The following is a 20,218-nucleotide window of genomic DNA, read 5'->3' on the forward strand; positions in this document are numbered from 1 at the left end:
CGGAAGGAAAGAGACACCGACATGCTGCTCATCCACTGCCCGAACTGCGGGCCACGCGACGAAACCGAATTCCACTACGGCGGACAGGCCCACGTTGCCTACCCCGACGACCCGTACGCCCTGACCGACAGGGAATGGGCCGAGTACCTCTTCTACCGTGAGAACAGCCGCGGTGCCTTCGCCGAGATGTGGAGCCACAGCGCCGGCTGCCGGAAGTGGTTCAATGCCGTCCGCGACACGGCCACCTACGACTTCACCGCGATCTACCCGATCGGCTCGCCCCGTCCCGACACACAAGGAGAGGTTCGATGACGAACACCACCCGTCTGCACTCCGCGTCTCGTCTGCCCTCTGCCACCGGCATCGACACCACCCGCCCGATCGACTTCACCGTCGACGGACAGGCCTACTCGGGCTTCGCCGGTGACACGATCGCCAGCGCGCTGATCGCCTCCGGCCGCATCGACTGCGGCAATTCGACCTACCTCGGACGCGCCCGCGGCATCCTCGGCGCCGGCGTCGAGGAGTCCAATGCGCTCGTGCGCGTGCACTCCCGGTTCTCCGGAGACGTCTCCGAGTCGATGCTGCCCGCCACCCGCGTCGCCATCGCCGAAGGGCTCGAGGCCGACTACCTCGCCGGGCTCGGCATCCTCGACCCCGGCCAGGACGAACTGACCTACGAGCACAAGCATGTGCACACCGACGTCCTCATCGTCGGCGCTGGCCCCGCCGGACTCGCCGCCGCACGTGAGGCCGGCAAGTCCGGTGCCCGTACCCTGCTCCTCGACGACCAGTCGCTGCCCGGCGGCTCGCTGCTGGCGGCGGGACCGGCCACGGCCGAGACCATCGACGACGTCGACGCCCTGGAGTGGGTCGAGTCCACCGTCGCCGGATTCGCCGAGCACGAAGAACTCACCTATGTCCCGAACACCACGGTCTTCGGCAGCTACGACTCGAACTACTTCGTCGCCCTCGAAGACCGCACCGACGCGGTTGCCGCCGCCGGCGGCCACGGAGTGCGGCAGAAGGTCTGGCACATTCGCGCCGGTCAGGTCGTGCTCGCCACCGGCTCTCACGACCGTCCGATCGTCTTCGCCGACAACGACCGCCCCGGCATCATGCTGGCCTCGGCCGTGCGCACCTACCTTGGCCGCTACGGGGTCGCCGCAGGGCAGAACGTGGCCGTGGCGACGACGAACGACTCCGCCTATGACCTCGTCACCGACCTCCACGCGGCAGGCATCACCGTCCCCGCGGTCATCGATTCCCGTCCGACCGCCTCGGCGATCGCAGAATCCGTCACCGCCGCGACGGGCACCCGGCTCATCCTCGGTTCCGCCGTCACCGGCACCGCCGGTGATGGGCCCTCCGGACGCATCAGCTCCCTCACCGTCGCCGAGCTCGACGCCGACGCCGTCGCAGCCGAGAACGGTGAGAGCATCGCCGTCGACCTGCTCGCGGTCTCCGGCGGACATTCGCCGGTCATCCACCTGCACGGTCAGCGCAAGGGCGCAATCCACTGGAACGTCGACATCGCGGCCTTCGTGCCGACGACGCCCGTCCGTGACCAGTTCACGGTCGGAGCAGTGACCGGGGACTATTCCCTCGAGGCGGCACTGCGGCAGGGCGCCGAGGCGGGGAACCAAGCGGCGAACCGCACCGGCTTCCCGGCCGCGCTCGCCGTGCCCGGAGCCTCGGCGATGGCCTATGCCCCGGCCCGTCCGCTGTGGCTGGTCACCTCGGCGCAGGACGATCCGAACCTGACCACGCATTTCATCGACTTCCAGCGTGACCAGACCGTCGCCGATGTGCAGCGGGCGATGGGTGCGGGCATGCGTTCGGTCGAGCACATCAAGCGCTACACCTCGATCTCGACGGCGAACGATCAGGGCAAGACCTCCGCAGTCAACGCGATCGGCGCGATCGCCTCGGTGCTGGGGGAGGCCGACGACCTCGGTCAGGTCGGGCACACGACCTTCCGCGCCCCCTTCGCCCCGGTGCCCTTCGCGGCACTGGCCGGACGGCGCAAGGGCGAACTCTTCGATCCCGCCCGCGTCACCTCGATCCACCCCTGGCACGTCGCCCACGGCGCCGAGTTCGAAGACGTCGGTCAGTGGAAGCGGCCCTGGTACTACCCGAAGCCGGGTGAGGACATGGAGGCGGCGGTGCTGCGCGAGGGCAAGGCCGTGCGCGAATCCGTCGGCTTCCAGGATGCCTCGACGCTCGGCAAGATCGAGATCCGCGGGGCCGATGCCGGAGAGTTCCTCGGCCGGATCTACACGAACGGCTTCAAGAAGCTCAAGGTGGGCAAGGGGCGCTACGGGCTGATGTGCAAGCCCGACGGCATGATCTTCGACGACGGGGTGACCCTGCGCGTGGCCGAGGACCGCTACTACATGACGACGACCACCGGCGGAGCGGCGACCGTCCTCGAATGGCTCGAGGAATGGCATCAGACCGAATGGCCGGACCTCGACGTCGTCTTCACCTCGGTGACCGAACAGTGGTCGACCGTCGCCGTGGCCGGCCCCCGGTCGCGCGACGTCATCGCGAAGGTCGCCCCGAACCTCGACGTCTCCAACGACGCCTTCGAGTTCATGGGCTTCCGTGAGACGACGCTGGCGAGCGGCATTCCCGCCCGTATCTGCCGGATCTCGTTCTCCGGTGAGCTCGCCTTCGAGATCAACGTCGACACGTTCTACGGGCTGACCGTCTGGGAGGCCGTCGCCGAGGCGGGGGCCGAGTTCGACATCACCCCGTACGGCACCGAGGTCATGCACGTGCTGCGTGCCGAGAAGGGCTTCATCATCGTCGGTCAGGACACCGACGGCACCGTGACGCCTGCCGACGCGGGCATGGAGTGGATCGTGTCGAAGGTCAAGGACTTCATCGGCAAACGCTCCTACTCCCGGGTCGACACGGCCCGTGAGGACCGCAAGCACCTCGTCGGAGTGCTGCCCGTCGACGGCACGACCCGCCTGGCCGAGGGCGCCCAGCTCATCGCTGCGGGCACTCCCGTCACACCGGAGAACGGACCGGTGCCGATGATCGGCCACGTCACCTCGTCCTATATCTCGCCGAGCCTCGACCGTCCGTTCGGTCTCGCGCTCGTCGAGAACGGCCGCAACCGTGAAGGTGAGATCGTTCAGTCCCCGCTGGGAGACACCTTGATCGATGTCGAGATCACCTCGCCCGTCTTCTACGATCCGGAAGGAAACCGCCGCGATGGCTGACACCACCTACACCACTTCACCTGCGAAGTCGACCGCGGGTCTCGACGATCTGCGTGTCTCCCCGGCCGCCCACCTCAGCCGTGAGATGGCCGCGGCCAGCCAGGCCGGCGGCAAGGCAGTGGCCCTGCGCGAACTGCCGTTCTCCGTGCAGCTCGGGCTGCGCGCCGAACCGGACTCCGCATCGTGGAAGTCCCTCGAGGACACCTTCGGTCTGCCCCTGCCGCGCCGCGTCGGCGAGGTCACCGGGGACCAGGCAGGTCTGCACGTCCTGTGGCTGAGCCCCGACGAGTTCCTCGCCGTCGACGTCTCCCGCCAGCAGCAGCCGGGAGAGACCCTCGTCGCCGAGGCGGGACTCGCAGGACTGCCCGGGCAGGCCCTCGACCTCTCGGCCAACCGCACCATCCTGCAGCTGAGCGGGTCCAAGGCTCGCGAGGTGCTCGAGAAGAGCTGCCGCGCCGACCTCCACCCGCGGGCCTTCGGCGTCGGCACGGCGATCGTGACCTCGCTCGGCCCGGTGCCGGTCATCCTCCATCACTCCTCGGTGCTCGAATACCGTGTCTACCCGCGAGCGAGCTTCGCAGACTTCACGGTCCGCTGGCTGCTCGACGGAATGGCCGAATTCCTCGATGAGGATGCGGCGGCGGCCGGTGCGGACGGCTCGTCGGCGGGTTCTGAAGGGGGCGCCGGCTGATGGCACTCGGGGTCCTCGATCTGTTCTCGATCGGCATCGGGCCCTCCTCCTCGCACACGGTGGGACCGATGCGTGCGGCGGTGCGCTTCGTCGACGAACTCGCCGCAGAGGGTCTGCTCGATCGCGTCGACGCGATCCGGGTCGGTCTCTTCGGGTCGCTGGGGGCGACGGGAATCGGGCACGGCTCGGACTCCGCCGTGCTGGCCGGACTGAGCGGGAAGGAACCGGAGACGCTCGACCCGGATTCCGTGGGCCCGCTGGTCGCCAGGGTCCGCGAGGAAGGGACGCTCAACCTCGGCGGGCGAAGGGATGTGCCCTTCGATGTTCGATCGGACCTCACGCTGCACCTGCGTGAATCCCTGCCCGGCCATCCCAATGGGATGCGCATCAGCGCCGAGGCGGCCGGTGAGCTCATCGAGCGCGAGTACTACTCGGTGGGCGGGGGCTTCGTCGTCACCGCCGAGGAGCTCGCCGCGGAGAAGGACGCCGCCGAGGCGATCGACGCGGCCGCGAGCGGTCCCGGATCCGGCGAGGACAGTGCGCGGGGATCAGCGCGGGACGGTGACGTCATCGAATTCTCCACCGCCGATGAGCTGCTTGCACAGTGCCGGGCGCACGGACTGTCCATCGCCGATCTCATGGCGGTCAACGAACGAGCCCGCCAGACTGATGAGACCCTGCGGGCCCGACTGCTCGAGATCTGGGCGGTGATGCGCGAATGCGTGCACAACGGCTGCACCCGCGCCGAGACGACGCTGCCCGGCGGACTCAAGGTGAGCCGCCGCGCCCCGGAACTGAAGGCAAAGCTCGAAGCCGCGGACTATCGGGCATCGGGCTCCCTCGACGCCCTCGAATGGGTCAACCTCTACGCGCTGGCCGTCAACGAGGAGAACGCCTCGGGCGGACGCATCGTCACCGCACCGACGAACGGGGCCGCGGGCATCATTCCCGCGGTGCTGCACTATATGGACCGGTTCGTCATCGGCGGGAGCGACGGCGTGGGCGATGCGAGCGTGTCGGACGATGCCGTCGTGCGATTCCTGCTCACTGCCGGGGCCATCGGAATCCTGTTCAAGCGCAATGCTTCGATCTCCGGCGCCGAGGTGGGCTGCCAGGGGGAGGTCGGATCGGCCTGCGCGATGGCTGCCGCAGGACTGTGCGCCGTGCTCGGCGGAACACCGGAGCAGGTGGAGAACGCCGCCGAGATCGGACTCGAGCACAACCTCGGGCTGACCTGCGATCCGGTCGGCGGCCTTGTGCAGGTGCCGTGCATCGAACGCAACGCCATCGCCTCGGTGAAGGCGATCAATGCGGCTCGGCTGGCCATGCACGGTGACGGCTCCCATCGGGTGAGTCTCGACCAGGCGATCGAGACCATGCGGCAGACTGGAGCCGATATGAAATCGAAGTACAAGGAGACATCGCGCGGCGGACTCGCCGTCAATGTCATCGAATGCTGATCGGCACGATTCCCAGTTTTCGCGCCGCCTGCAGATATTGCACCACCCCGGACTCGGCACTACTGAACAGGAAGATTCAGACATGCAGGACTACATCTTCACCCTCGAATGCGCTGAGCGCCCCGGCATCCTCCACTCGGTGACCGGCGCTCTGCTCACCCACGGCGGCGATATCAAGGAACTCAAACAGTTCGATGACCAGTCGACCCAGCAGCTGTTCCTGCGCATCGACTTCAGCGTCTCCGACGAGCCCGGCAACGGGATCGAAGCGCTGCGCAGCGACTTCGAGGCCCTCGGCGAGGAGTTCGGTGCGACCTGGCAGCTGTGGCCGCAGGGTCAGAAGCGACGGGTGTTCATCATGGTCTCGAAGTTCGAGCACTGCCTCAACGACCTGCTCTTCCGGGCCCGGGTCGGCGAGCTGCCGATCGAGATCGCCGCGGTCGTGTCGAACCACCCCGACCATCGGGAGCTCGTCGAATGGCACCACATCCCCTTCTTCCGGATCCCGGTGACGAAGGAGACGAAGCCCGAGGCCGAGGCGAAGCTGCTCGAACTCGTCGACCGCTTCGAGGTCGACCTCGTGGTGCTCGCCCGCTATATGCAGATCCTCTCCGACGACCTCGCGCGCGAACTCACCGGACGCGCCATCAACATCCACCACTCGTTCCTGCCGTCGTTCAAGGGTGCCAAGCCCTACCATCAGGCATGGGAGCGCGGGGTCAAGACCGTCGGGGCGACCGCGCACTTCGTCAACTCCGAACTCGACGAGGGCCCGATCATCGCCCAGCAGCTCGTCGAGGTCGACCATGCCTTCACTCCCGAAGACCTCGTCGCCGCCGGCCGCGATGCCGAGTGCAAGGCACTGTCCAACGCCGTGAAGTGGCACTGCGACGGCCGCGTGTTCCTCTCGGGCAAGAGGACCATCGTCCTGCGCTGAGCCTTCTTCCTCGCCGACCGCTCAAGTTGCCGTCGCTGTACCGCGCTGTGTGGTGAGCGGTCGACGGCAACCCGAGCGGTCGGCGTTTTTGGGGAACTGTCAGCGGGCGTGATTGATCTGCACGTGCTTGGTTCGGGAGAAGTCGTTCAGAGCGTAGATCGACAGGTCACGCCCGTAGCCCGAGCCCTTGAAGCCTCCCCACGGCACTTCGGCGGCCAGGCCGTAGGGGACTTCGTTGGCCCGCGTGTTCGCCTCGTCCTCGGACTCGAAGGTCTCGATCGTCACGACGGGTCCGAAGATCTCCTCCTATGAGGCTTCCGAGCCGACCTTCACATCGGCGAGCATGGTCGGGGCGACGAAGTTGCCCGGGCCCTCGATCGGCCCACCGCCGATGACGGGCCGGACACCATCGGCAGAGACCTGCAGTTCGCTGCGTGGGCGAAGAAGCGCTCTCGGCAGGCGGTGCGCGAGGCCGAGGCTGCGGCGGCGCAGATCTGTCCCGATCTGACCACCGTGGCGGTGGCCGTGGAGAAACGTTCCCAGGCGAAGGGCCTCCTCGCCGAGGCGGCCGCCCACCGGGCCACGATGATCGTTCTCGGAACCGGCACCGAGGGAACCCGTGGGCGGATCCGCGTGAGCGCAACCTCCGACCGGCTGCTGCATTCCTCCCCGGTGCCGGCGGTGCTCGCGGCGACCGCCGGGTTCGCTCACGCCACCTGCGCGCGTCTGCGCATCGCGGCCTTCGGCGTCAGCGGCCGTACCGTTCCGCCGGAGTCCCTCGACGAGGAATCCGCACGCCGGGCGCTGGTCGCCGAGCTGAAGGCCGCGCAGGCCGAAGCGATCGACAGCCTCGACGGGGCCGACCACGGGGAGGCTGCGGCAGGAGAGCCCATCGCCGAGGCGGTCGGAATCGGCAAGGACTGGAAGGCGGCTCTGGCGGCGATCGAATGGGAGCCCGGCGAACTGCTCGTCATCGGGTCCTCGTCGGAGGGGCGCCGCTCCCGGGTCTTCCTGGGTACGAATGCGGCCCGGATCATCCAGCATTCCCCGGTGCCCGTGCTCGTGACACCGTGAGTAAAGTGATCGACCGACGCTCGGTCAGGGCCGCCTCGGCGTGGATAGACTGTCAACTATGAGCGAGACCCAGACCGAGGTCGGCCCGCGCATCGGCGACCAAGTGTTCGAAGCGCTGCAGGCGAGCATCCTCTCCGGCGAATATCGCAGCGGAGATCGACTGCGGATCCGCCAGCTCGCGGCATCCCTGGGCACGAGCGTCATGCCCGTGTGGGAGTCGCTGGCCCGAGTCGAGGAGGTCGGGCTCGCCGAGACCAGTCCGCACCGTGGGGCCGTGGTCAAGGAATTCACCGCCGAGGAGCTGCTGCAGATCTATTCGGTGCGCCGCATCCTCGAGGTCGAAGCGACGGACCAGGGCGCGCAGAAGCTCGATGCGGCGGGACGGGCACGCCTCGACGAGGAGTTCGCGGCGATAGAGGCGGCTCTCGACTCCGGTGATGCCTCGGAGTATCTCGACCACGACTAAGAGCTGCTCGCGACGATCTATTCCGCCTCGGGCAATCCCATCCTCGTCGAGACGATCCGGACCCTGTGGCTGCGCTGTCGGGCGTACAAACTCGTCGGTGCCAGGCGGGAGATCGCGGCCGACGCCAAGGCGCCGCTGCTCAAGCACCAGCGCCGACTCATGGATGCCGTCGACGCCGGCGATCCGGGGGCGGCCGCCGAGGTGACCGAAGAGTCCTTCGACGACGCCGTCCGCCGCATCCGTGCCGGATTGGGCGCCTGAAGGGCCGGTCGCTGAGCCCAATCCGGCCATCCGAGTTCTGGGAAGGTGCGCCGACCGCTCACGTTGCCGTCGCTGTAGCGAGTTATGTGGTGTGCGCTCGACGGTAACTCGAGCGGTCGGCGAAGCTCAGCTGCGGCTGAGGAGTGCTGAATGGAGGTCGCGGGGCAGTTCGATGACCTCGAGGCTGCGTTTGCGACCGAAGTCGACGCCGAAGCTGGCGTGCAGGCGGTCGAGGTGGTCGGTGACCCGCTGCGAATAGTCGGGATCGAACGCGTCTGCCGCGATCGCGATGATGAACAGTCCCGTGCCCGGGTTCTCCTGCCCCGAGTCGAAGGCGGGCGCGTCGACGGAGAAGCGGCCCCCGCCGTGGATGGCGAGGAGTTCGATCATGAGAGCCACATTGCTGCCCTTGACCCCGCCGAACGGCAGCAGGGAACCGGCGAGCGCGGCTTCGGCCTCGACCGTGGCCGCCCCGCTCGGGTCCTGTGCCCACCCCTCGGGGATCGTTTCTCCTCGATCGGCAGCGTCGCGGACGTTGACCCAGGCTGTCGCACTGGTCGCCTGGTCGAACATGCGCGGGCCATCGGGGTGCGGGACGGCGAATGAGAAGGGGTTCGTTCCGGTTGCCGAACCCGGTGAGCCGAACAGCGACATCAGCGCCGGCGAGTTGGCGCCGGCAAACGCCAGCAGACCCCGCTCCGCGAGTCGGGTCGTGTAATAGCCGAGTTCGCCGGCGGTGAAGGCGTTGGCGATGTTGAGCACGGAGATGCCGAGGTCTGCGGCAGACGAGACGAAGTCGTCGAAAGCGGCGTCGAAGGCGAGCTGCGCAGTGCCGCGGTCGGCATCGACATGGTGCGCGGCGGGCAGGCGGTTCGTCACTCGCGGCTGCGCCTGCCCGTTGATGCGGCCGGCCTCGAGGCCGTCGAGATAATCGACGAGGTGTGCCGTGCCGACGGCAGTCTTGCCCCGTCTCTCGGCGGCCACGGTCGCCTCCGCCAGTGCGGGTGAGCCGCCGGCCGCCGTGATCGCAGCGATGCACAGGTTCCGCAGTTCGGTGATCGGCAGGGACACGGTCGTGGCGTGAGGAGTCTCCGGCATGGCCTTCACGCTACCGGAGATCACGCACGGCACCGAGGCGCGGTGTCGGTCAGAGGTCGCCGGAGTCCGGGGCGGGGTCGGTCTGGGAGCTCAGCGCCTCGGCGATGGCCTTCGACTCCCGGCGCAGCAGAGCGACGAGGCGTTCGACTCGGGAGCCGGTGACGCGGTCGGCGATCGAGGCGATCGACAGGGCCGCACGTGGGCGGGAACCGCGGATGCGCAGCGGCACTGCCACCGCCCACGACCCCTTGGCGAAGAGCCCCGGATTGTGGACGAAGCCGTCGATGCGGGCCTGATCGATGATGTCGCGCAGGTGCGGGACGGAGACCTTCGGATATCTCTCGGCGAGGATCTCGGCGTTGGCCTCGAACTGGGCGTCCACCTCGGCGGGGGAGAGCTCGGAGAGGATCGCCAGCGATCCGGCGCCGATGCCCAGGGGATGTCGGTCGCCTACGGACAGGGCGTTGTTGAAGATCTCACCGAAGCCCTCCTCGCGGCGGGCGCAGATCGAATAGCTGCCCGTGCGCAGAGTGAGGAACACGGTGTCCTGGCTGAGTTCGGCCAGGCGCAGCAGACTCGACTCTGACTCCGTGACCAGGGGATCGACCGACTTCTGGGCCAGCTGACCGAGGATCTGCGACTGCACGCCGAGGCGATACCCGCCCTCTTCGAGGCGTTCGACGTAGCCCATGGCGATGAGCGCCTGGAGCATGCGGTGGACGCTGGCCTTCGGTCGACCGCTGATCGAGGCGAGCTCGGACAGGCTCGCGCCTTCACGGCGCTCCCCGGCGATGAGCCCGACGAGGTTGAGCAGCGTGAGCGCGCGTTGGATGCTCTGCGCGCCGGTGCCGGGTTCGAGGCTGTCGACGGCGTGGGCGACGTTGAACGACGCCGACCGGCGCAGCAGCCGACCGCGCATCTTGATGCGATATTCCTCGCGGAGGTCCTCATTCGAATCGGCGCCGTTGTGCATGTCTCCATTATGGCCCGACGCTGCACTGACGAGACCGCACTGATGAGACCGCGGCAGTGGGGCGAACTCCTGATCCACCATGCGAAACGTCGGAATCTCAGGGTGGGAGCCGCCTCGGCGAGGTGGGTCCTAGAATCGAATGGGTCCAACCGGCCGGTGGGGCCGTCGATCTTGAGGGGTGAGTGAGACGTGGCGGAGACTGTGCTCGATATCGCCGATGTGACGTTCCGCCGGGGGCAGACGCACATTCTCCACGGCATCGATCTGCGTATCGGTGCCGGCGAACACTGGGTGCTCATCGGGCCGAACGGAGCAGGGAAGTCGACCCTGCTGAGCTTCGCCTCGGCGCAGGTGTTCCCGAGCTCGGGCACCGTCGACATCCTCGGATCACGCATGGGTCGGGTCGATCTCGCAGCCCTGCGCCGCCTCATCGGACACGTCAACCCGCGCCACCCGCTGCGCTCGAACCTCACCGTCCGCGAGGTCGTCCTCACCGGGCTGACCGGCACCGTCGAGCGCCCCATGCGGTGGGAACCCGCAAATGCGGATACTGCAAAGGCCGATGCCCAGATCGCCGAGGTGGGGCTGGGCTCTCGTGCCGATGCCGGGTGGAAGGTGCTGTCGCAGGGGGAGCGGGGCCGTGCGCTCGTGGCACGTGCGCTCATCGCCGACCCGCAGCTGCTGCTCTTCGACGAGCCGAAGATGCTCAAGGGAGATACCCGTTGCTTGCTCTCCCAGTCTACCGGATATGCCTTGGCAGCGTAGAGATCCGGACAAGGACGTCCCGGCGTTCCTAGTCGATACGGAACCTGTTTCGGTACTCGTTCGGGGCGACGTTCAAGGCTCTGCGGAAGGCACGGGTGAGCGTGTCGACGGTACCGATGCCACACGCGGTGCTGCACCATCCATTCCTTCCTCGTTGACGCCGGCGTCGCCCCGTCAGAGGCGGCGCACTTCGTGCCGCACCAGGCCAATAGCGTCATGCTCGCCGAACTCCTCGACACCCTCGACCTGCCCAACGCGACCCAGCACTTGGTTGTCGAACGGCTCGGCAACCCCGGCTCCGCCTCCATCGCGATCACTCTCAGCGAACTCGCCACGCCCGGCCAAGCGATCCCTGGCGACTACGTGCTTTTAGCGGCATTCGGTGGTGGCATGTCCGTCGGCCTCACCCTCATACAGTGATGAACGGCACGCGCATCTACTGACTTGAAATTCAGGATTACGCAATGACGGATGTGAGGCAGTCTCCCTGAAGCGATTGGCTGCCTCATATTCTTGACCAAATGCTTCGTTATCCCCAGGCGGATCGTCCAGGATCGCGCGAATTTGATCCGTTCAACCCTTGCCAGGAACTCTCATCCTGTTCCGACCGGCTTTCGATCGTCCGAAAGGTCACGCCGGTGCCAAAGAACGACTGAAGCCCTCAGGGACGGCTGTCGGGCAATTGAGGGAGATCCCCGCGTCGTTGAGCGCTGCCCGCCCGGCGGGAGTGAGACGCACGGCCCGGGTACGACCCCTGCGGGAAAGCCATTCCTTATCCAGCAGAGTCTTGCAGATTCCCGTGCCGAGAGGGCCGGCGAGGTGGAAGCGGCGTTCGGTGGAGTCCATGCACGACCTGCCCGTGTCGAGCATCTTCGGGGGCACACCCCACTGTATGAACAAGCGATGACCTTGATTAGTGACCTGACAGTGCGAGTCGATGAACTCGTGCTCTTCCAGTTGTTCAGCCAGGCGCACCCCGAGCTTACCGGCGAGGTGCTGATAACAGGTGCGGCCTTCACGTAGGTTCGCATTCGCCCGTGACGCGCTGAGGCTGTGAGGAGTGGGCAGGGGCGAGCGGGCGACCACGCCAAGGCTCTCGACCACTCGTGCGATGTCTTCCCCGGCCAGGCGAATGTAGCGGTGCCGGCCCTGCCGAATGTCGTGGACGAGACCGTGGGTGACGAGCACGTCAACATGCTCGCTCGCCGTCGACCGGGCCAGGCCCGCGTACCTGCCCAGTTCACCAACCGTCCAGGCCCGCCCGTCCATGAGCGCAGCACACATGGCCGCCCGCGACGAGTCAGCCAGAGCCGACGCGACTGTCGAGATATCCGGGACCGCTTCAGGAAACACGCGCGCAACCATGCCTCCAGTGTGCACCCGGAACTGTTCGGTGACGACCGAACAATCGCAGGCGCAGTCTGAACTCACCAGATTCATTGCATCAGGAGACGAAGGAGCGATCGCGATGAACGGGGACCGCCAACGGCTACGCGGGCACTACGATGAGGACTTCTACTGGGAACGCGTTGACCGCAACCTGGGTTGGCTCGGCGACACCACCGAGGAACAGCGTGAACGCCAAGCACGGTTGCGCGATGCCGTGATCGGCATCGTCGGCACCGGGGGCATCGGCGGTGCCGCAGCCGCCCGCCTGGTGCGCATGGGCGCACTCAACCTGAAACTGGCCGATCCCGACCACTTCGACCTGACTAACGTGCAACGCCAGTACGGCGCCGGGCGAGACACGATCGGCCGCAACAAGGCCGAAGTCGTCGCGGAGCAGGTCTTCGCACTGACCGGGGATGCCAACATCGATGTCTTCCCCGAGGGCATCACCCCGGACACGGCTGAAGAGTTCATGGACGGCTGCGACTATGTGATGGACCAGATGGAGTTCTACCAGATCAGCAACCGCTACGCCCTCCATCGCGCCTTCCGCGCCTCGGACCGGTGCAGGTTCATGTTCAAGATCCCGACCGTCGCGCACTCGACGGTCGTGTTCACCTACACGAAGGACTCGATGCCCATCGAGGAGGTCTACGATCTCCCCGAGGATGCCGAGTTCACCCCGGACGTGATCCACCGGCTGATGGAACGCATCATGCCCGAGCATCAGGACTTCCCCTCGCCAGGCACGCTGGATGAGTGGTTCGTGGAGAAGCAGACGATGCCGATCTTCGGAGCCTGCCCGCCCCTGGCCGAAGGCGTCCTCGTTGAACGCCTCGCCCAAGAGATCATGGACTTGCCCGGCCGTACGCCTCTGCCCGTGCAGCCCGGGTACGCGCTCTTCGACACCCTGACCTGGGAAGCGAAGACCGTTGAGAAGGCGTGGTGGGCGAAATGACACGCATGGTGCTCTTCACCGAGACCAATTCCGTCTTTGGCTCTTACTTCCTCACCCGACTTGCCAGGCACGATGATGTCATCCTGGCGGCTGTGGTGCTGCGTGAACCCGGCGCACTCTGTGACTACTACCTCGATGAGCCCGAGCCCCTCGACCTCGCGAAGGACGCCGCCGAGCTGGATGTGCATACGCTGCGGCCGGCGCACATCAACACCGACGAATTCATTACCGCCATTGGGGGCCTGGCGCCGGACTACTTCATCGTCGCCAACTACCAGCTGCGGCTCGGGCAGCGACTCCTCGCGGTTCCGAGCTACGACGCCCTCAACTTCCACCCCAGCCCGTTGCCCCGCTATGCGGGGCTGGCACCGTTCTATTGGATGGCCGAGAACCACGAGACCCAGGGCGGAGTCTCCGCAGTGCGAACGACAGCTGGGCTCGACGAGGGCCCCCTCGTCGCCCAGCAACTCCTCGCGCTCACCGGGGGAGAGACGGCCAGGGAGATCCGGGACATGCACTTCGCCGCGTCCTGGCGCCTGTTCGATCTGGTGCTGCCGACACTGCTGGACCGGTCCTACCGGACCTGGGATCAAGACCTGAGCAAGCGCACCTACTTCGGCCACCCGCCCGCCGAGGCTTCGCTGGAGTCTCGCGTATGACCGCGCATCGGCGCACGGCGCTGGTCGCGACCCTCCTCGGTTTCTTCATCGTCATGCTCGATACGACCATCGTCAATGTCGCCCTCGCCGAGATCGGCACTGACCTCGACACGACGGTGGGCTCACTGCAGTGGGTCGTCGACGCTTACACCCTCGTGTTCGCCGCGTTCCTTCTCACAGCTGGGGCCGCATGCGACCGTCTCGGGGCCCGCAGGGTCTACCTCGCTGGCCTGGTGGTCTTTGCTGTGCTCTCGGCCGTGTGCGCCCTCGCTCCCACAGGCGGGTTCCTCGTCGCTGGTCGCGCCGTCCAGGGCGTGGGCGCGGCAGCGATCGTGCCGGGCTCTCTGGCATTGCTGTCGGCTGTGTACGACGATCCGAAGGAACGAGCACGCGCCATCGGGCTGTGGGGCGGCGCAGGAGGTGTTGCCGCCGCGATCGGACCGGTCCTGGGCGGAGCGCTGGTGTCGACGATCGGGTGGCGGGCGGTGTTCTGGGTCAACCTCCCCATCGTCGCTATCGGCTGTCTGCTCACCTTGTGGGCAATTCCCGCGCTCACGGGCAGTCGCGCGAGACGGGTGGACCTACCCGGACAGGTGCTCTCCGTGCTCACGCTGGTGGCAGTAACCTATGCAGTCATCACCGCAGGCGAACACGGATGGTCACCCTGGCAGGTAGCCGTGCTGATCGCCGGGGGCGTCTTCCTCGCCCTGTTCATCATCGCAGAGCGACGACACCCGGACCCGATGCTGCCGATGGCCTTGTTCACTCGTGCCCGGTTCTCCGTGGCCGCAATGGTAGGGCTCGCGCTCAACATCAGCTTCTTCGGACAACTCTTCGTGCTCTCCCTCTTCTTCCAGCAGTACCTGGGATACGAGCCGTGGCTGGCAGGCCTCGCGCTGGCACCACAGGCGTGCAGCGCCGTGGTCGCGTCACCGCTGGGCGGCCGTGCCGTCGCCCGGTGGGGCGCGTTCCCCACCATGCTCACCGGCCTGGTAGTCGGCACGATCGGCTTCAGCAGCCTCGTGCTGCTCACCGCAGAAACCCCTTACGTGGTGGTCGCGGTGTTGACCTTCACGGCTGGATTCGGGATGGCCTTCGCGATGCCGGCCGCGACCTCGGCCGCAGTGGCCTCGGCCCCGCCGGAACATGTCGGCATCGCAGGAGGAGTCATCAATGCCGCCCGCCAGACCGGCAGCGTCGTCGGCGTCGCAGTCCTCGGCGCAATGGTCGCAAGTGGAGCGTTCCTCACAGGCTTCCACACAGCCGTCGCGGTCGCCGGTGGAGTCTTCGGTGCCGCAGCGCTCGTAGTTGCTGCCACCATCATCAGTCACCTACAGGAGCCAGTTACACCTGAAGTTTAGAATCATTGTGTGATGAAGCACCATCGGAGGAGGTCGAAGAAGCCGCCAGTCGAACGCGTACTGTGCTCCGAAACTGGTAAACGCGAATACGAGCACTATGATGACGCCGTGCATGTAGCACTGAAACGGTCGCGACGGGCAGGGCCGCTGCGGATCTACGAATGCCCCTCGTGCGGGTCGTGGCACCTAACCAAGCGCCCTGACTGGGGCAAACCACCGGCGAACTAATGACACTGTACGGGTCTGTCTCGGCGAGGAACGCTCCGGAGCGCGTCTTTCCTGGACGCTCCAGGAGTTTCGTTCTCATGCATAGGCAGCCGAGGCGCGCTGCAAGGCTTGTAGCCCTGAGGTCAGTCGCCTAGGGCTTTGTACAACGTGAGGGCCAAGGCTGTGCGGTCTCTCGCATCGAGTTTCCGCAGGAGGGCCGAAACATGGTTCTTGACGGTTCCTTCGGCGAGAACAAGAGTTTCGGCGATCTCGGGGTTCGTCAGCCCACGGGCGACGAGTTCGGCCACTATGCGTTCACCGCGAGTGAGTATCGCCAGAGGCTCATCTCGGGAGTCTTTAGTTCGCATCGCTGCCTTCGCGACGCGCGGATCGATCACCATCCCACCGTCAATTACCGCATGCAATGCAGCTGTGAGTCCCTCGACAGATGTGTCTTTGAGTAGGAAGCCCGAGGCACCGGCAGCCAGTGCCGACTGCACGAGTGCATCATCATCGAAGGTCGTCAGGACCAGGACCGGCAGACCAGGGTATCGGGTGGCGCATTGGGATGTGAGTTCCACGCCGTCCATACCAGGCATGCGCGCGTCTGTGAGAACCACATCGACTTCTTCATCGGCTAGGGCCGCGAGTGCCGTTTCCCCATCCGATGCCTGGGCCACGATCTCGATCCCACCGGCCGTGGAGAGGAGCATGGTCAGGCCTCGACGTATCAGCTGCTGATCTTCAACCAACAGCACTCGTATCGAGTCTGGACTGGTCACGTCGTCTCCTCTCGGCCGGGGGCGCCAGAGCCGCTGAGCGGCACAACGACGTCGAGGTGGAACTCGCCGTCAATTCTGCGGGCGTGCATGGACCCGCCATGCTCTGCGGCGCGATCGGAAATTCCTCGCAACCCGAACCCGAAGTCGGGTACTGACTCCGGCGGTTCGGCGGCCGTGGCCCATCCGAAGTCGTTGATGACGGCCAACTCCATTCGGCGCTCCTTTACTGCGAGGAAGATACGCACTGTCCGGGCTCGGCTATGACGCAAGGCGTTGGTCAAACCTTCTTGAACTGCGCGGTAGATCAGCAGCGCGACCTCGTCATCACTGGCGAGTTCACGGTCTGACGCTTCATCACCAGACACGTCCACAGTCAGACCGGTGCCTCGGAACGATTCGGCGATGAGCTCAAGTGCGGCAAGGCCGCGGGCTCCGGCGTCTCGGACTGGATTCAGGGCTCGTACCCACATCCGCATCTCGGCGAGAGCGTCACTGGTGGTGTCCTTGGCGGTGCGGATCTCCTCCCACGCCTGGTCAACATCGATCCCACGCATCCTTTCAGCCAGTTCGAGGCTCATCGAGACAAGCGTGAGGCGGTGACCGAGCCCGTCGTGGAGTTCTCGCGCGCTCCGGGCTCGCTCGTCGGAAAGCAGGAGTTCTTTTTCCATCTCCGTGGCATGGCGCAGGCGAACGATCACCTTCTGATCATCGTGCCGACGTTTCTCGAAACTGCGCAGCGAGAGACCGAGGGCGATCCCAAAACACAAGAGCACGGCGACGGGGACGACATTGATCAATCCTTGTGTCGCACCGGCGAGAAACGCGTTCCACGACGTCAGACTGCCGAATACATGCAGGGCGAAACCTACGCACGAGATCCAGATAGTTGCATGGACCCCCGCCCTGAGAGAGACGTCAACGACGGCGAACGCGACTACCAGAAGCAGGACCGGGATGGTGAAGTCCAGGGTGCCGAAAACGGCGACCGGGGTTGCCAGGAGAACGGCAAGCATCGTCCATTCGACACCGTGGCCGGCGCGGACCACGCGCGGGCGCAGGGCCCAAAGGGCGGTGATGATCGGCACGAGAGCCAGCCATGTGATGGCGACGGGGAGGCCATCTCCTGTTTGCACCGCGTCGACGGCACGCAGAACTGCCGCGGTGAGCAGGCAACAGAGCGCGACTGCTTGGAGGACCACCAGCGTGCGCTCGACACTCACGTGGAACGAACCCATACGGTCAAGCCTAGCTTCGCTGACTGCTGAGCACCCATGACCGTGGTCATGTTTATGTCGTGACCGTGGGTGGACGCGCTGGCCCCGCGTGCGGGCATAGCGTGAAAGGCATATCAACCGCAGGAGTCCAGACGCAGAGGGGAGCAACGATGCCACTCGATCTTCAGTACTTGCGGTACTGTCAGCCAGGAAATCCGTTCTATGCTCCTGCGGTTGTTGATGAGACCGGTGACGTCTTCGATGTTTCTACCCATGCGGGTGCCGGGTGGAGTTCGAAGACCACGTACCCGTGGATCAACTGGATCCCGGATGAATGGTCATTCCCTCGGCAGGGGTGGAAGATTCACGTCTCGGCGACGTCCGAGAACGCGGAGACCGTGATCTCGACCACGGCGCGGTTTTGTTTCCGTGCCGGTTTGGCGTTCAAGCATCTGGCCTCCGCCCGCGACCTGCTGAACCAAAACAGCAAGTATGCGGACCGCTCTGCCGCGGGGAAGTTCATCACTGTCTATCCCAGCTCCGACGAGGAGTTCGCATTCGCTCTCGACGAACTTAACGGTCTCCTCGCTGGAGGTGAAGGACCGTATATCCTCTCAGACAAGCGATGGAGATCAGGGCCTGTCTACTTCCGATACGGTGCCTTCGTCCCGCCATCCGATGACGCACCCTTCGTCTCAACGTTGATCGACCCTGAAGGCAACGAAGTCGAAGATCCACGTCGGCCCACGTACACGCCTCCGGAATGGGCGACACTGCCGGAGAAGGTGGACGCTGCCGCCGGCGACGAAGACGTCCATTTCCCTTTCACGATGCGCTCTGCGCTCCATTTCTCCAACGGCGGCGGCGTGTACCTCGCTGAGGCCACAACCGATGAGTATGTTCCAGCAGGCACGAACGTCGTCTTGAAGGAAGCACGCCCCCATGCGGGGTTGGACGTCGACGGGACCGACGCAGTGGCCCGGCTCAGCCATGAAGCCGACGTGCTGCAAGGGCTGGAAGGTCTCGACTGCGTTCCGGCCTACTACGGGTCGTTCACCGCATGGGAACACCGATTCCTCGTCATGGAGCACATCCAGGGTCAGGACCTCAAACGAGAATGGATGACACGCACCCCGGTGCTGCGACCTGCTCCCTGGGATCTCCAGGACGACGCCTACGTGGCCTGGCTCGCCTCTACTGTTAAACGCCTGGACGAGGCTCTGACCGCTGTACACGATGCGGGATGGCTCCTTGGCGATATTCACCCCAAGAACGTCATCATGCGAGACGGGACCACCCCCTGTTTCATCGATTTCGAGTTCGCACACCGCATGGACCCCGACTGGCGCTGCCAGCAGGGCGCTCCGGGCTATGAACCCTTCTTCGGACTGACCGGCACGGCTGCCGATCGGTGGTCGATGGGAATGCTGGAACTGGACTTGATCTATCCCCAGGCCACGATTGCCGATCAGGGCAATGCCTGGAAGATCGAGCAGCTGCTCAACAGCGGCGCCCACTCGCTTGCTGTACCCGAGTCTGTACGCGCTTCGATCCGCAGGGCCACGGTCGATGTGTTGCCTGCGACGCGGAGGGGTGAGCTCGATGACCGAGTCCGCGGAATCGAAGCCCTCACGGATGCCAGGCTACGCGAGGAGATCACACGCGGTCTTCGGAGCCTGATGGACTGGGGCGACGAGGGTCCGCTCGCACCCGGAGACATCGCCCTGTTCGCCTCCGACGGGGCGGAGCATCAAGCAGGATACCCCTACGGTGCCGCAGGAATCATCGACCAACTACGCCGCTCACCGGCCGGGATCGACCGTCATACCGCAGATGCATGGCTGGCCGCCCGTACTGGCGACATTCACTCACGAGGTCTGCGCGGCCGGGAAGGCCTGGCGCATGCCGCGCGCGATGCTGATCTCGGTCAAACACTGACCGCCCTGGAGCCCGCATCCGGATCGGAGCCGACCGATCCGACTCTCTGGTCAGGCTGGGCCGGCGTGGGCTTGTACAACCTCGCATCAGGTGATGATCCGCTCATGGCGGCACACCACCTGGAGAGGCTCCTCGACGACGGCGTCCAGGGAGAAACCGTGGGCCTGCTCAACGGCTGGTGCGCGGCCGCGATCCTCTTCGCCAGGCTCCATGAGCAGACAGGGGAAGGCCGATATGTCTCCCTTGCCACACGCGCGATCGAGGCGGATCTCGCTCGATGCACGACAACGAAGAACGCCACCTTGGAATTCGACGAGGGCTGGCGAACCCTGCCGTATCTCGGCGTCGGCTCCCTCGGGGTCGGACTGGCGATCCTCGAACTACAGCGCGTCACGGACACACAAGTGTTCGCCGACCCCTTGGCGGGAATCGACGCGGCAGCCACCTACCACCAGTGCGCCCAAGCATCACTTGCCCACGGACTCGCCGGCTTCCTGATTTACCTCAACCGGCGAGTGCGTCATCGACCGAGCCCCGTACTCGACGAGGTCATCGCCTCACACCTTCAGTCCTTGCGCCTCCACGCCGTCACAGATGACACCGGGGTGTTCTTCCGAGGAAACCAGAATCTTCGCCTGTCGTCGGACTATCTCACCGGGGCCAGCGGCGTACTCGCCGCCCTGAACGAGATCCTCGACGACAGCCCAAGCCTCCCGTTCGGAATCTGAACGGGTGACATCCGCGGTGAAAGG

The 20,218-nt window shown here is 65.9% G+C and carries 18 protein-coding genes and 1 pseudogene; 13 read left to right on the plus strand and 6 right to left on the minus strand.

The window, feature by feature from the left end; all coding sequences use genetic code 11:
- Positions 1-21 precede the first annotated feature (21 nt).
- From CXR29_RS00495 to purU, 5 genes are all read left to right on the plus strand, one after another.
- Positions 22-312: a sarcosine oxidase subunit delta gene (locus CXR29_RS00495; RefSeq protein WP_101555032.1), complete on the plus strand. Its 291-nt coding sequence runs from the start codon at positions 22-24 to the stop codon at positions 310-312.
- On the plus strand, positions 309-3,233 hold the full coding sequence (locus tag CXR29_RS00500) for a 2Fe-2S iron-sulfur cluster-binding protein (protein ID WP_127363564.1): 2,925 nt from the start codon (positions 309-311) through the stop codon (positions 3,231-3,233). The genes CXR29_RS00495 and CXR29_RS00500 overlap by 4 nt, the downstream gene beginning before the upstream one ends.
- The gene (locus tag CXR29_RS00505; protein WP_101555030.1) at positions 3,226-3,924 is read left to right on the plus strand and encodes a sarcosine oxidase subunit gamma; all 699 of its coding nucleotides are present in this window, start codon (positions 3,226-3,228) and stop codon (positions 3,922-3,924) included. Before CXR29_RS00500 ends, CXR29_RS00505 begins: the two co-directional genes overlap by 8 nt.
- Positions 3,924-5,384 carry an L-serine ammonia-lyase gene (locus CXR29_RS00510; RefSeq protein ID WP_101555029.1) on the plus strand — a complete coding sequence of 487 codons (1,461 nt, stop codon included), beginning with the start codon at positions 3,924-3,926 and terminating at the stop codon, positions 5,382-5,384. The genes CXR29_RS00505 and CXR29_RS00510 overlap by 1 nt, the downstream gene beginning before the upstream one ends.
- Before the next feature lie 82 nt (positions 5,385-5,466).
- The gene (purU, locus tag CXR29_RS00515; protein WP_127363565.1) at positions 5,467-6,321 is read left to right on the plus strand and encodes a formyltetrahydrofolate deformylase; all 855 of its coding nucleotides are present in this window, start codon (positions 5,467-5,469) and stop codon (positions 6,319-6,321) included.
- 99 nt (positions 6,322-6,420) lie between these two features.
- On the opposite strand, the gene CXR29_RS00520 is transcribed toward purU, so the two are convergent.
- On the minus strand, positions 6,421-6,621 hold the full coding sequence (locus CXR29_RS00520) for an aldehyde dehydrogenase family protein (RefSeq protein ID WP_277601938.1): 201 nt from the start codon (positions 6,619-6,621) through the stop codon (positions 6,421-6,423).
- 162 nt (positions 6,622-6,783) lie between these two features.
- On the opposite strand from CXR29_RS00520, the gene CXR29_RS00525 reads away from it, so the two are divergent.
- A complete protein-coding gene (locus CXR29_RS00525; protein ID WP_164742735.1) occupies positions 6,784-7,395 on the plus strand; it encodes a universal stress protein in 612 nt (203 codons plus the stop codon).
- 58 nt (positions 7,396-7,453) lie between these two features.
- Positions 7,454-8,017: pseudogene (locus CXR29_RS17880) on the plus strand (GntR family transcriptional regulator); the annotation flags it as partial.
- A gap of 231 nt (positions 8,018-8,248) precedes the next feature.
- Here CXR29_RS17880 and CXR29_RS00535 read toward each other — a convergent pair.
- The gene (locus tag CXR29_RS00535) at positions 8,249-9,220 is read right to left on the minus strand and encodes an Ldh family oxidoreductase (protein WP_127363567.1); all 972 of its coding nucleotides are present in this window, start codon (positions 9,218-9,220) and stop codon (positions 8,249-8,251) included.
- Positions 9,221-9,269: 49 nt separating this feature from the next.
- On the minus strand, positions 9,270-10,193 hold the full coding sequence (locus CXR29_RS00540) for an IclR family transcriptional regulator (RefSeq protein WP_127363568.1): 924 nt from the start codon (positions 10,191-10,193) through the stop codon (positions 9,270-9,272).
- Positions 10,194-10,382: 189 nt separating this feature from the next.
- Between CXR29_RS00540 and CXR29_RS00545 the strand changes: the two genes are divergently transcribed.
- A complete protein-coding gene (locus CXR29_RS00545; RefSeq protein WP_241241525.1) occupies positions 10,383-10,958 on the plus strand; it encodes an ABC transporter ATP-binding protein in 576 nt (191 codons plus the stop codon).
- A 138-nt stretch (positions 10,959-11,096) separates the two neighbouring features.
- The gene (locus CXR29_RS00555) at positions 11,097-11,378 is read left to right on the plus strand and encodes a 3-oxoacyl-[acyl-carrier-protein] synthase III C-terminal domain-containing protein (RefSeq protein ID WP_083476082.1); all 282 of its coding nucleotides are present in this window, start codon (positions 11,097-11,099) and stop codon (positions 11,376-11,378) included.
- 210 nt (positions 11,379-11,588) lie between these two features.
- Here CXR29_RS00555 and CXR29_RS00560 read toward each other — a convergent pair whose 3' ends face one another.
- Positions 11,589-12,398 carry an ArsR/SmtB family transcription factor gene (locus tag CXR29_RS00560; RefSeq protein WP_232254141.1) on the minus strand — a complete coding sequence of 270 codons (810 nt, stop codon included), beginning with the start codon at positions 12,396-12,398 and terminating at the stop codon, positions 11,589-11,591.
- 28 nt (positions 12,399-12,426) lie between these two features.
- Between CXR29_RS00560 and CXR29_RS00565 the strand changes: the two genes are divergently transcribed.
- From CXR29_RS00565 to CXR29_RS00575, 3 genes are read left to right on the plus strand one after another with little or no spacing between them, the layout of a single operon-like run.
- Positions 12,427-13,305, plus strand: a complete 879-nt coding sequence (locus CXR29_RS00565) for a ThiF family adenylyltransferase (protein WP_127363569.1) — start codon at positions 12,427-12,429, stop codon at positions 13,303-13,305.
- Positions 13,302-13,964 (plus strand): formyltransferase family protein, encoded by a 663-nt coding sequence (locus tag CXR29_RS00570; RefSeq protein ID WP_086589209.1) that lies wholly within the window; start codon positions 13,302-13,304, stop codon positions 13,962-13,964. The genes CXR29_RS00565 and CXR29_RS00570 overlap by 4 nt, the downstream gene beginning before the upstream one ends.
- Positions 13,961-15,325 carry an MFS transporter gene (locus CXR29_RS00575; protein WP_096157490.1) on the plus strand — a complete coding sequence of 455 codons (1,365 nt, stop codon included), beginning with the start codon at positions 13,961-13,963 and terminating at the stop codon, positions 15,323-15,325. Before CXR29_RS00570 ends, CXR29_RS00575 begins: the two co-directional genes overlap by 4 nt.
- Before the next feature lie 350 nt (positions 15,326-15,675).
- On the opposite strand, the gene CXR29_RS00585 is transcribed toward CXR29_RS00575, so the two are convergent.
- Together CXR29_RS00585 and CXR29_RS00590 are read right to left on the minus strand one after the other, a co-directional pair.
- A complete protein-coding gene (locus tag CXR29_RS00585) occupies positions 15,676-16,314 on the minus strand; it encodes a response regulator transcription factor (protein WP_232254143.1) in 639 nt (212 codons plus the stop codon).
- The gene (locus CXR29_RS00590) at positions 16,311-17,549 is read right to left on the minus strand and encodes a sensor histidine kinase (protein ID WP_096167735.1); all 1,239 of its coding nucleotides are present in this window, start codon (positions 17,547-17,549) and stop codon (positions 16,311-16,313) included. Before CXR29_RS00590 ends, CXR29_RS00585 begins: the two co-directional genes overlap by 4 nt.
- Before the next feature lie 149 nt (positions 17,550-17,698).
- Here CXR29_RS00590 and lanKC point away from each other — a divergent pair, with 149 nt between their 5' ends.
- Positions 17,699-20,194 carry a class III lanthionine synthetase LanKC gene (lanKC, locus tag CXR29_RS00595; protein ID WP_127363570.1) on the plus strand — a complete coding sequence of 832 codons (2,496 nt, stop codon included), beginning with the start codon at positions 17,699-17,701 and terminating at the stop codon, positions 20,192-20,194.
- The last annotated feature ends 24 nt before the right edge of the window (positions 20,195-20,218 follow it).

Origin of the sequence: Brevibacterium linens, assembly GCF_003999335.1 — a bacterium.
Classification (GTDB): domain Bacteria; phylum Actinomycetota; class Actinomycetes; order Actinomycetales; family Brevibacteriaceae; genus Brevibacterium; species Brevibacterium linens.

Bases quoted from the DNA above. Each gene is read 5' to 3' on its own strand.
- CXR29_RS00495 (WP_101555032.1), top strand. From the start codon at position 22: ATGCTGCTCATCCACTGCCCGAACTGCGGGCCACGCGACGAAACCGAA.
- CXR29_RS00500 (WP_127363564.1), top strand. From the start codon at position 309: ATGACGAACACCACCCGTCTGCACTCCGCGTCTCGTCTGCCCTCTGCC.
- CXR29_RS00505 (WP_101555030.1), top strand. From the start codon at position 3,226: ATGGCTGACACCACCTACACCACTTCACCTGCGAAGTCGACCGCGGGT.
- CXR29_RS00510 (WP_101555029.1), top strand. From the start codon at position 3,924: ATGGCACTCGGGGTCCTCGATCTGTTCTCGATCGGCATCGGGCCCTCC.
- purU (WP_127363565.1), top strand. From the start codon at position 5,467: ATGCAGGACTACATCTTCACCCTCGAATGCGCTGAGCGCCCCGGCATC.
- CXR29_RS00535 (WP_127363567.1), bottom strand. From the start codon at position 9,220: ATGCCGGAGACTCCTCACGCCACGACCGTGTCCCTGCCGATCACCGAA.
- CXR29_RS00540 (WP_127363568.1), bottom strand. From the start codon at position 10,193: ATGCACAACGGCGCCGATTCGAATGAGGACCTCCGCGAGGAATATCGC.
- CXR29_RS00560 (WP_232254141.1), bottom strand. From the start codon at position 12,398: ATGAATCTGGTGAGTTCAGACTGCGCCTGCGATTGTTCGGTCGTCACC.
- CXR29_RS00565 (WP_127363569.1), top strand. From the start codon at position 12,427: ATGAACGGGGACCGCCAACGGCTACGCGGGCACTACGATGAGGACTTC.
- CXR29_RS00570 (WP_086589209.1), top strand. From the start codon at position 13,302: ATGACACGCATGGTGCTCTTCACCGAGACCAATTCCGTCTTTGGCTCT.
- CXR29_RS00575 (WP_096157490.1), top strand. From the start codon at position 13,961: ATGACCGCGCATCGGCGCACGGCGCTGGTCGCGACCCTCCTCGGTTTC.
- CXR29_RS00590 (WP_096167735.1), bottom strand. From the start codon at position 17,549: ATGGGTTCGTTCCACGTGAGTGTCGAGCGCACGCTGGTGGTCCTCCAA.
- lanKC (WP_127363570.1), top strand. From the start codon at position 17,699: ATGCCACTCGATCTTCAGTACTTGCGGTACTGTCAGCCAGGAAATCCG.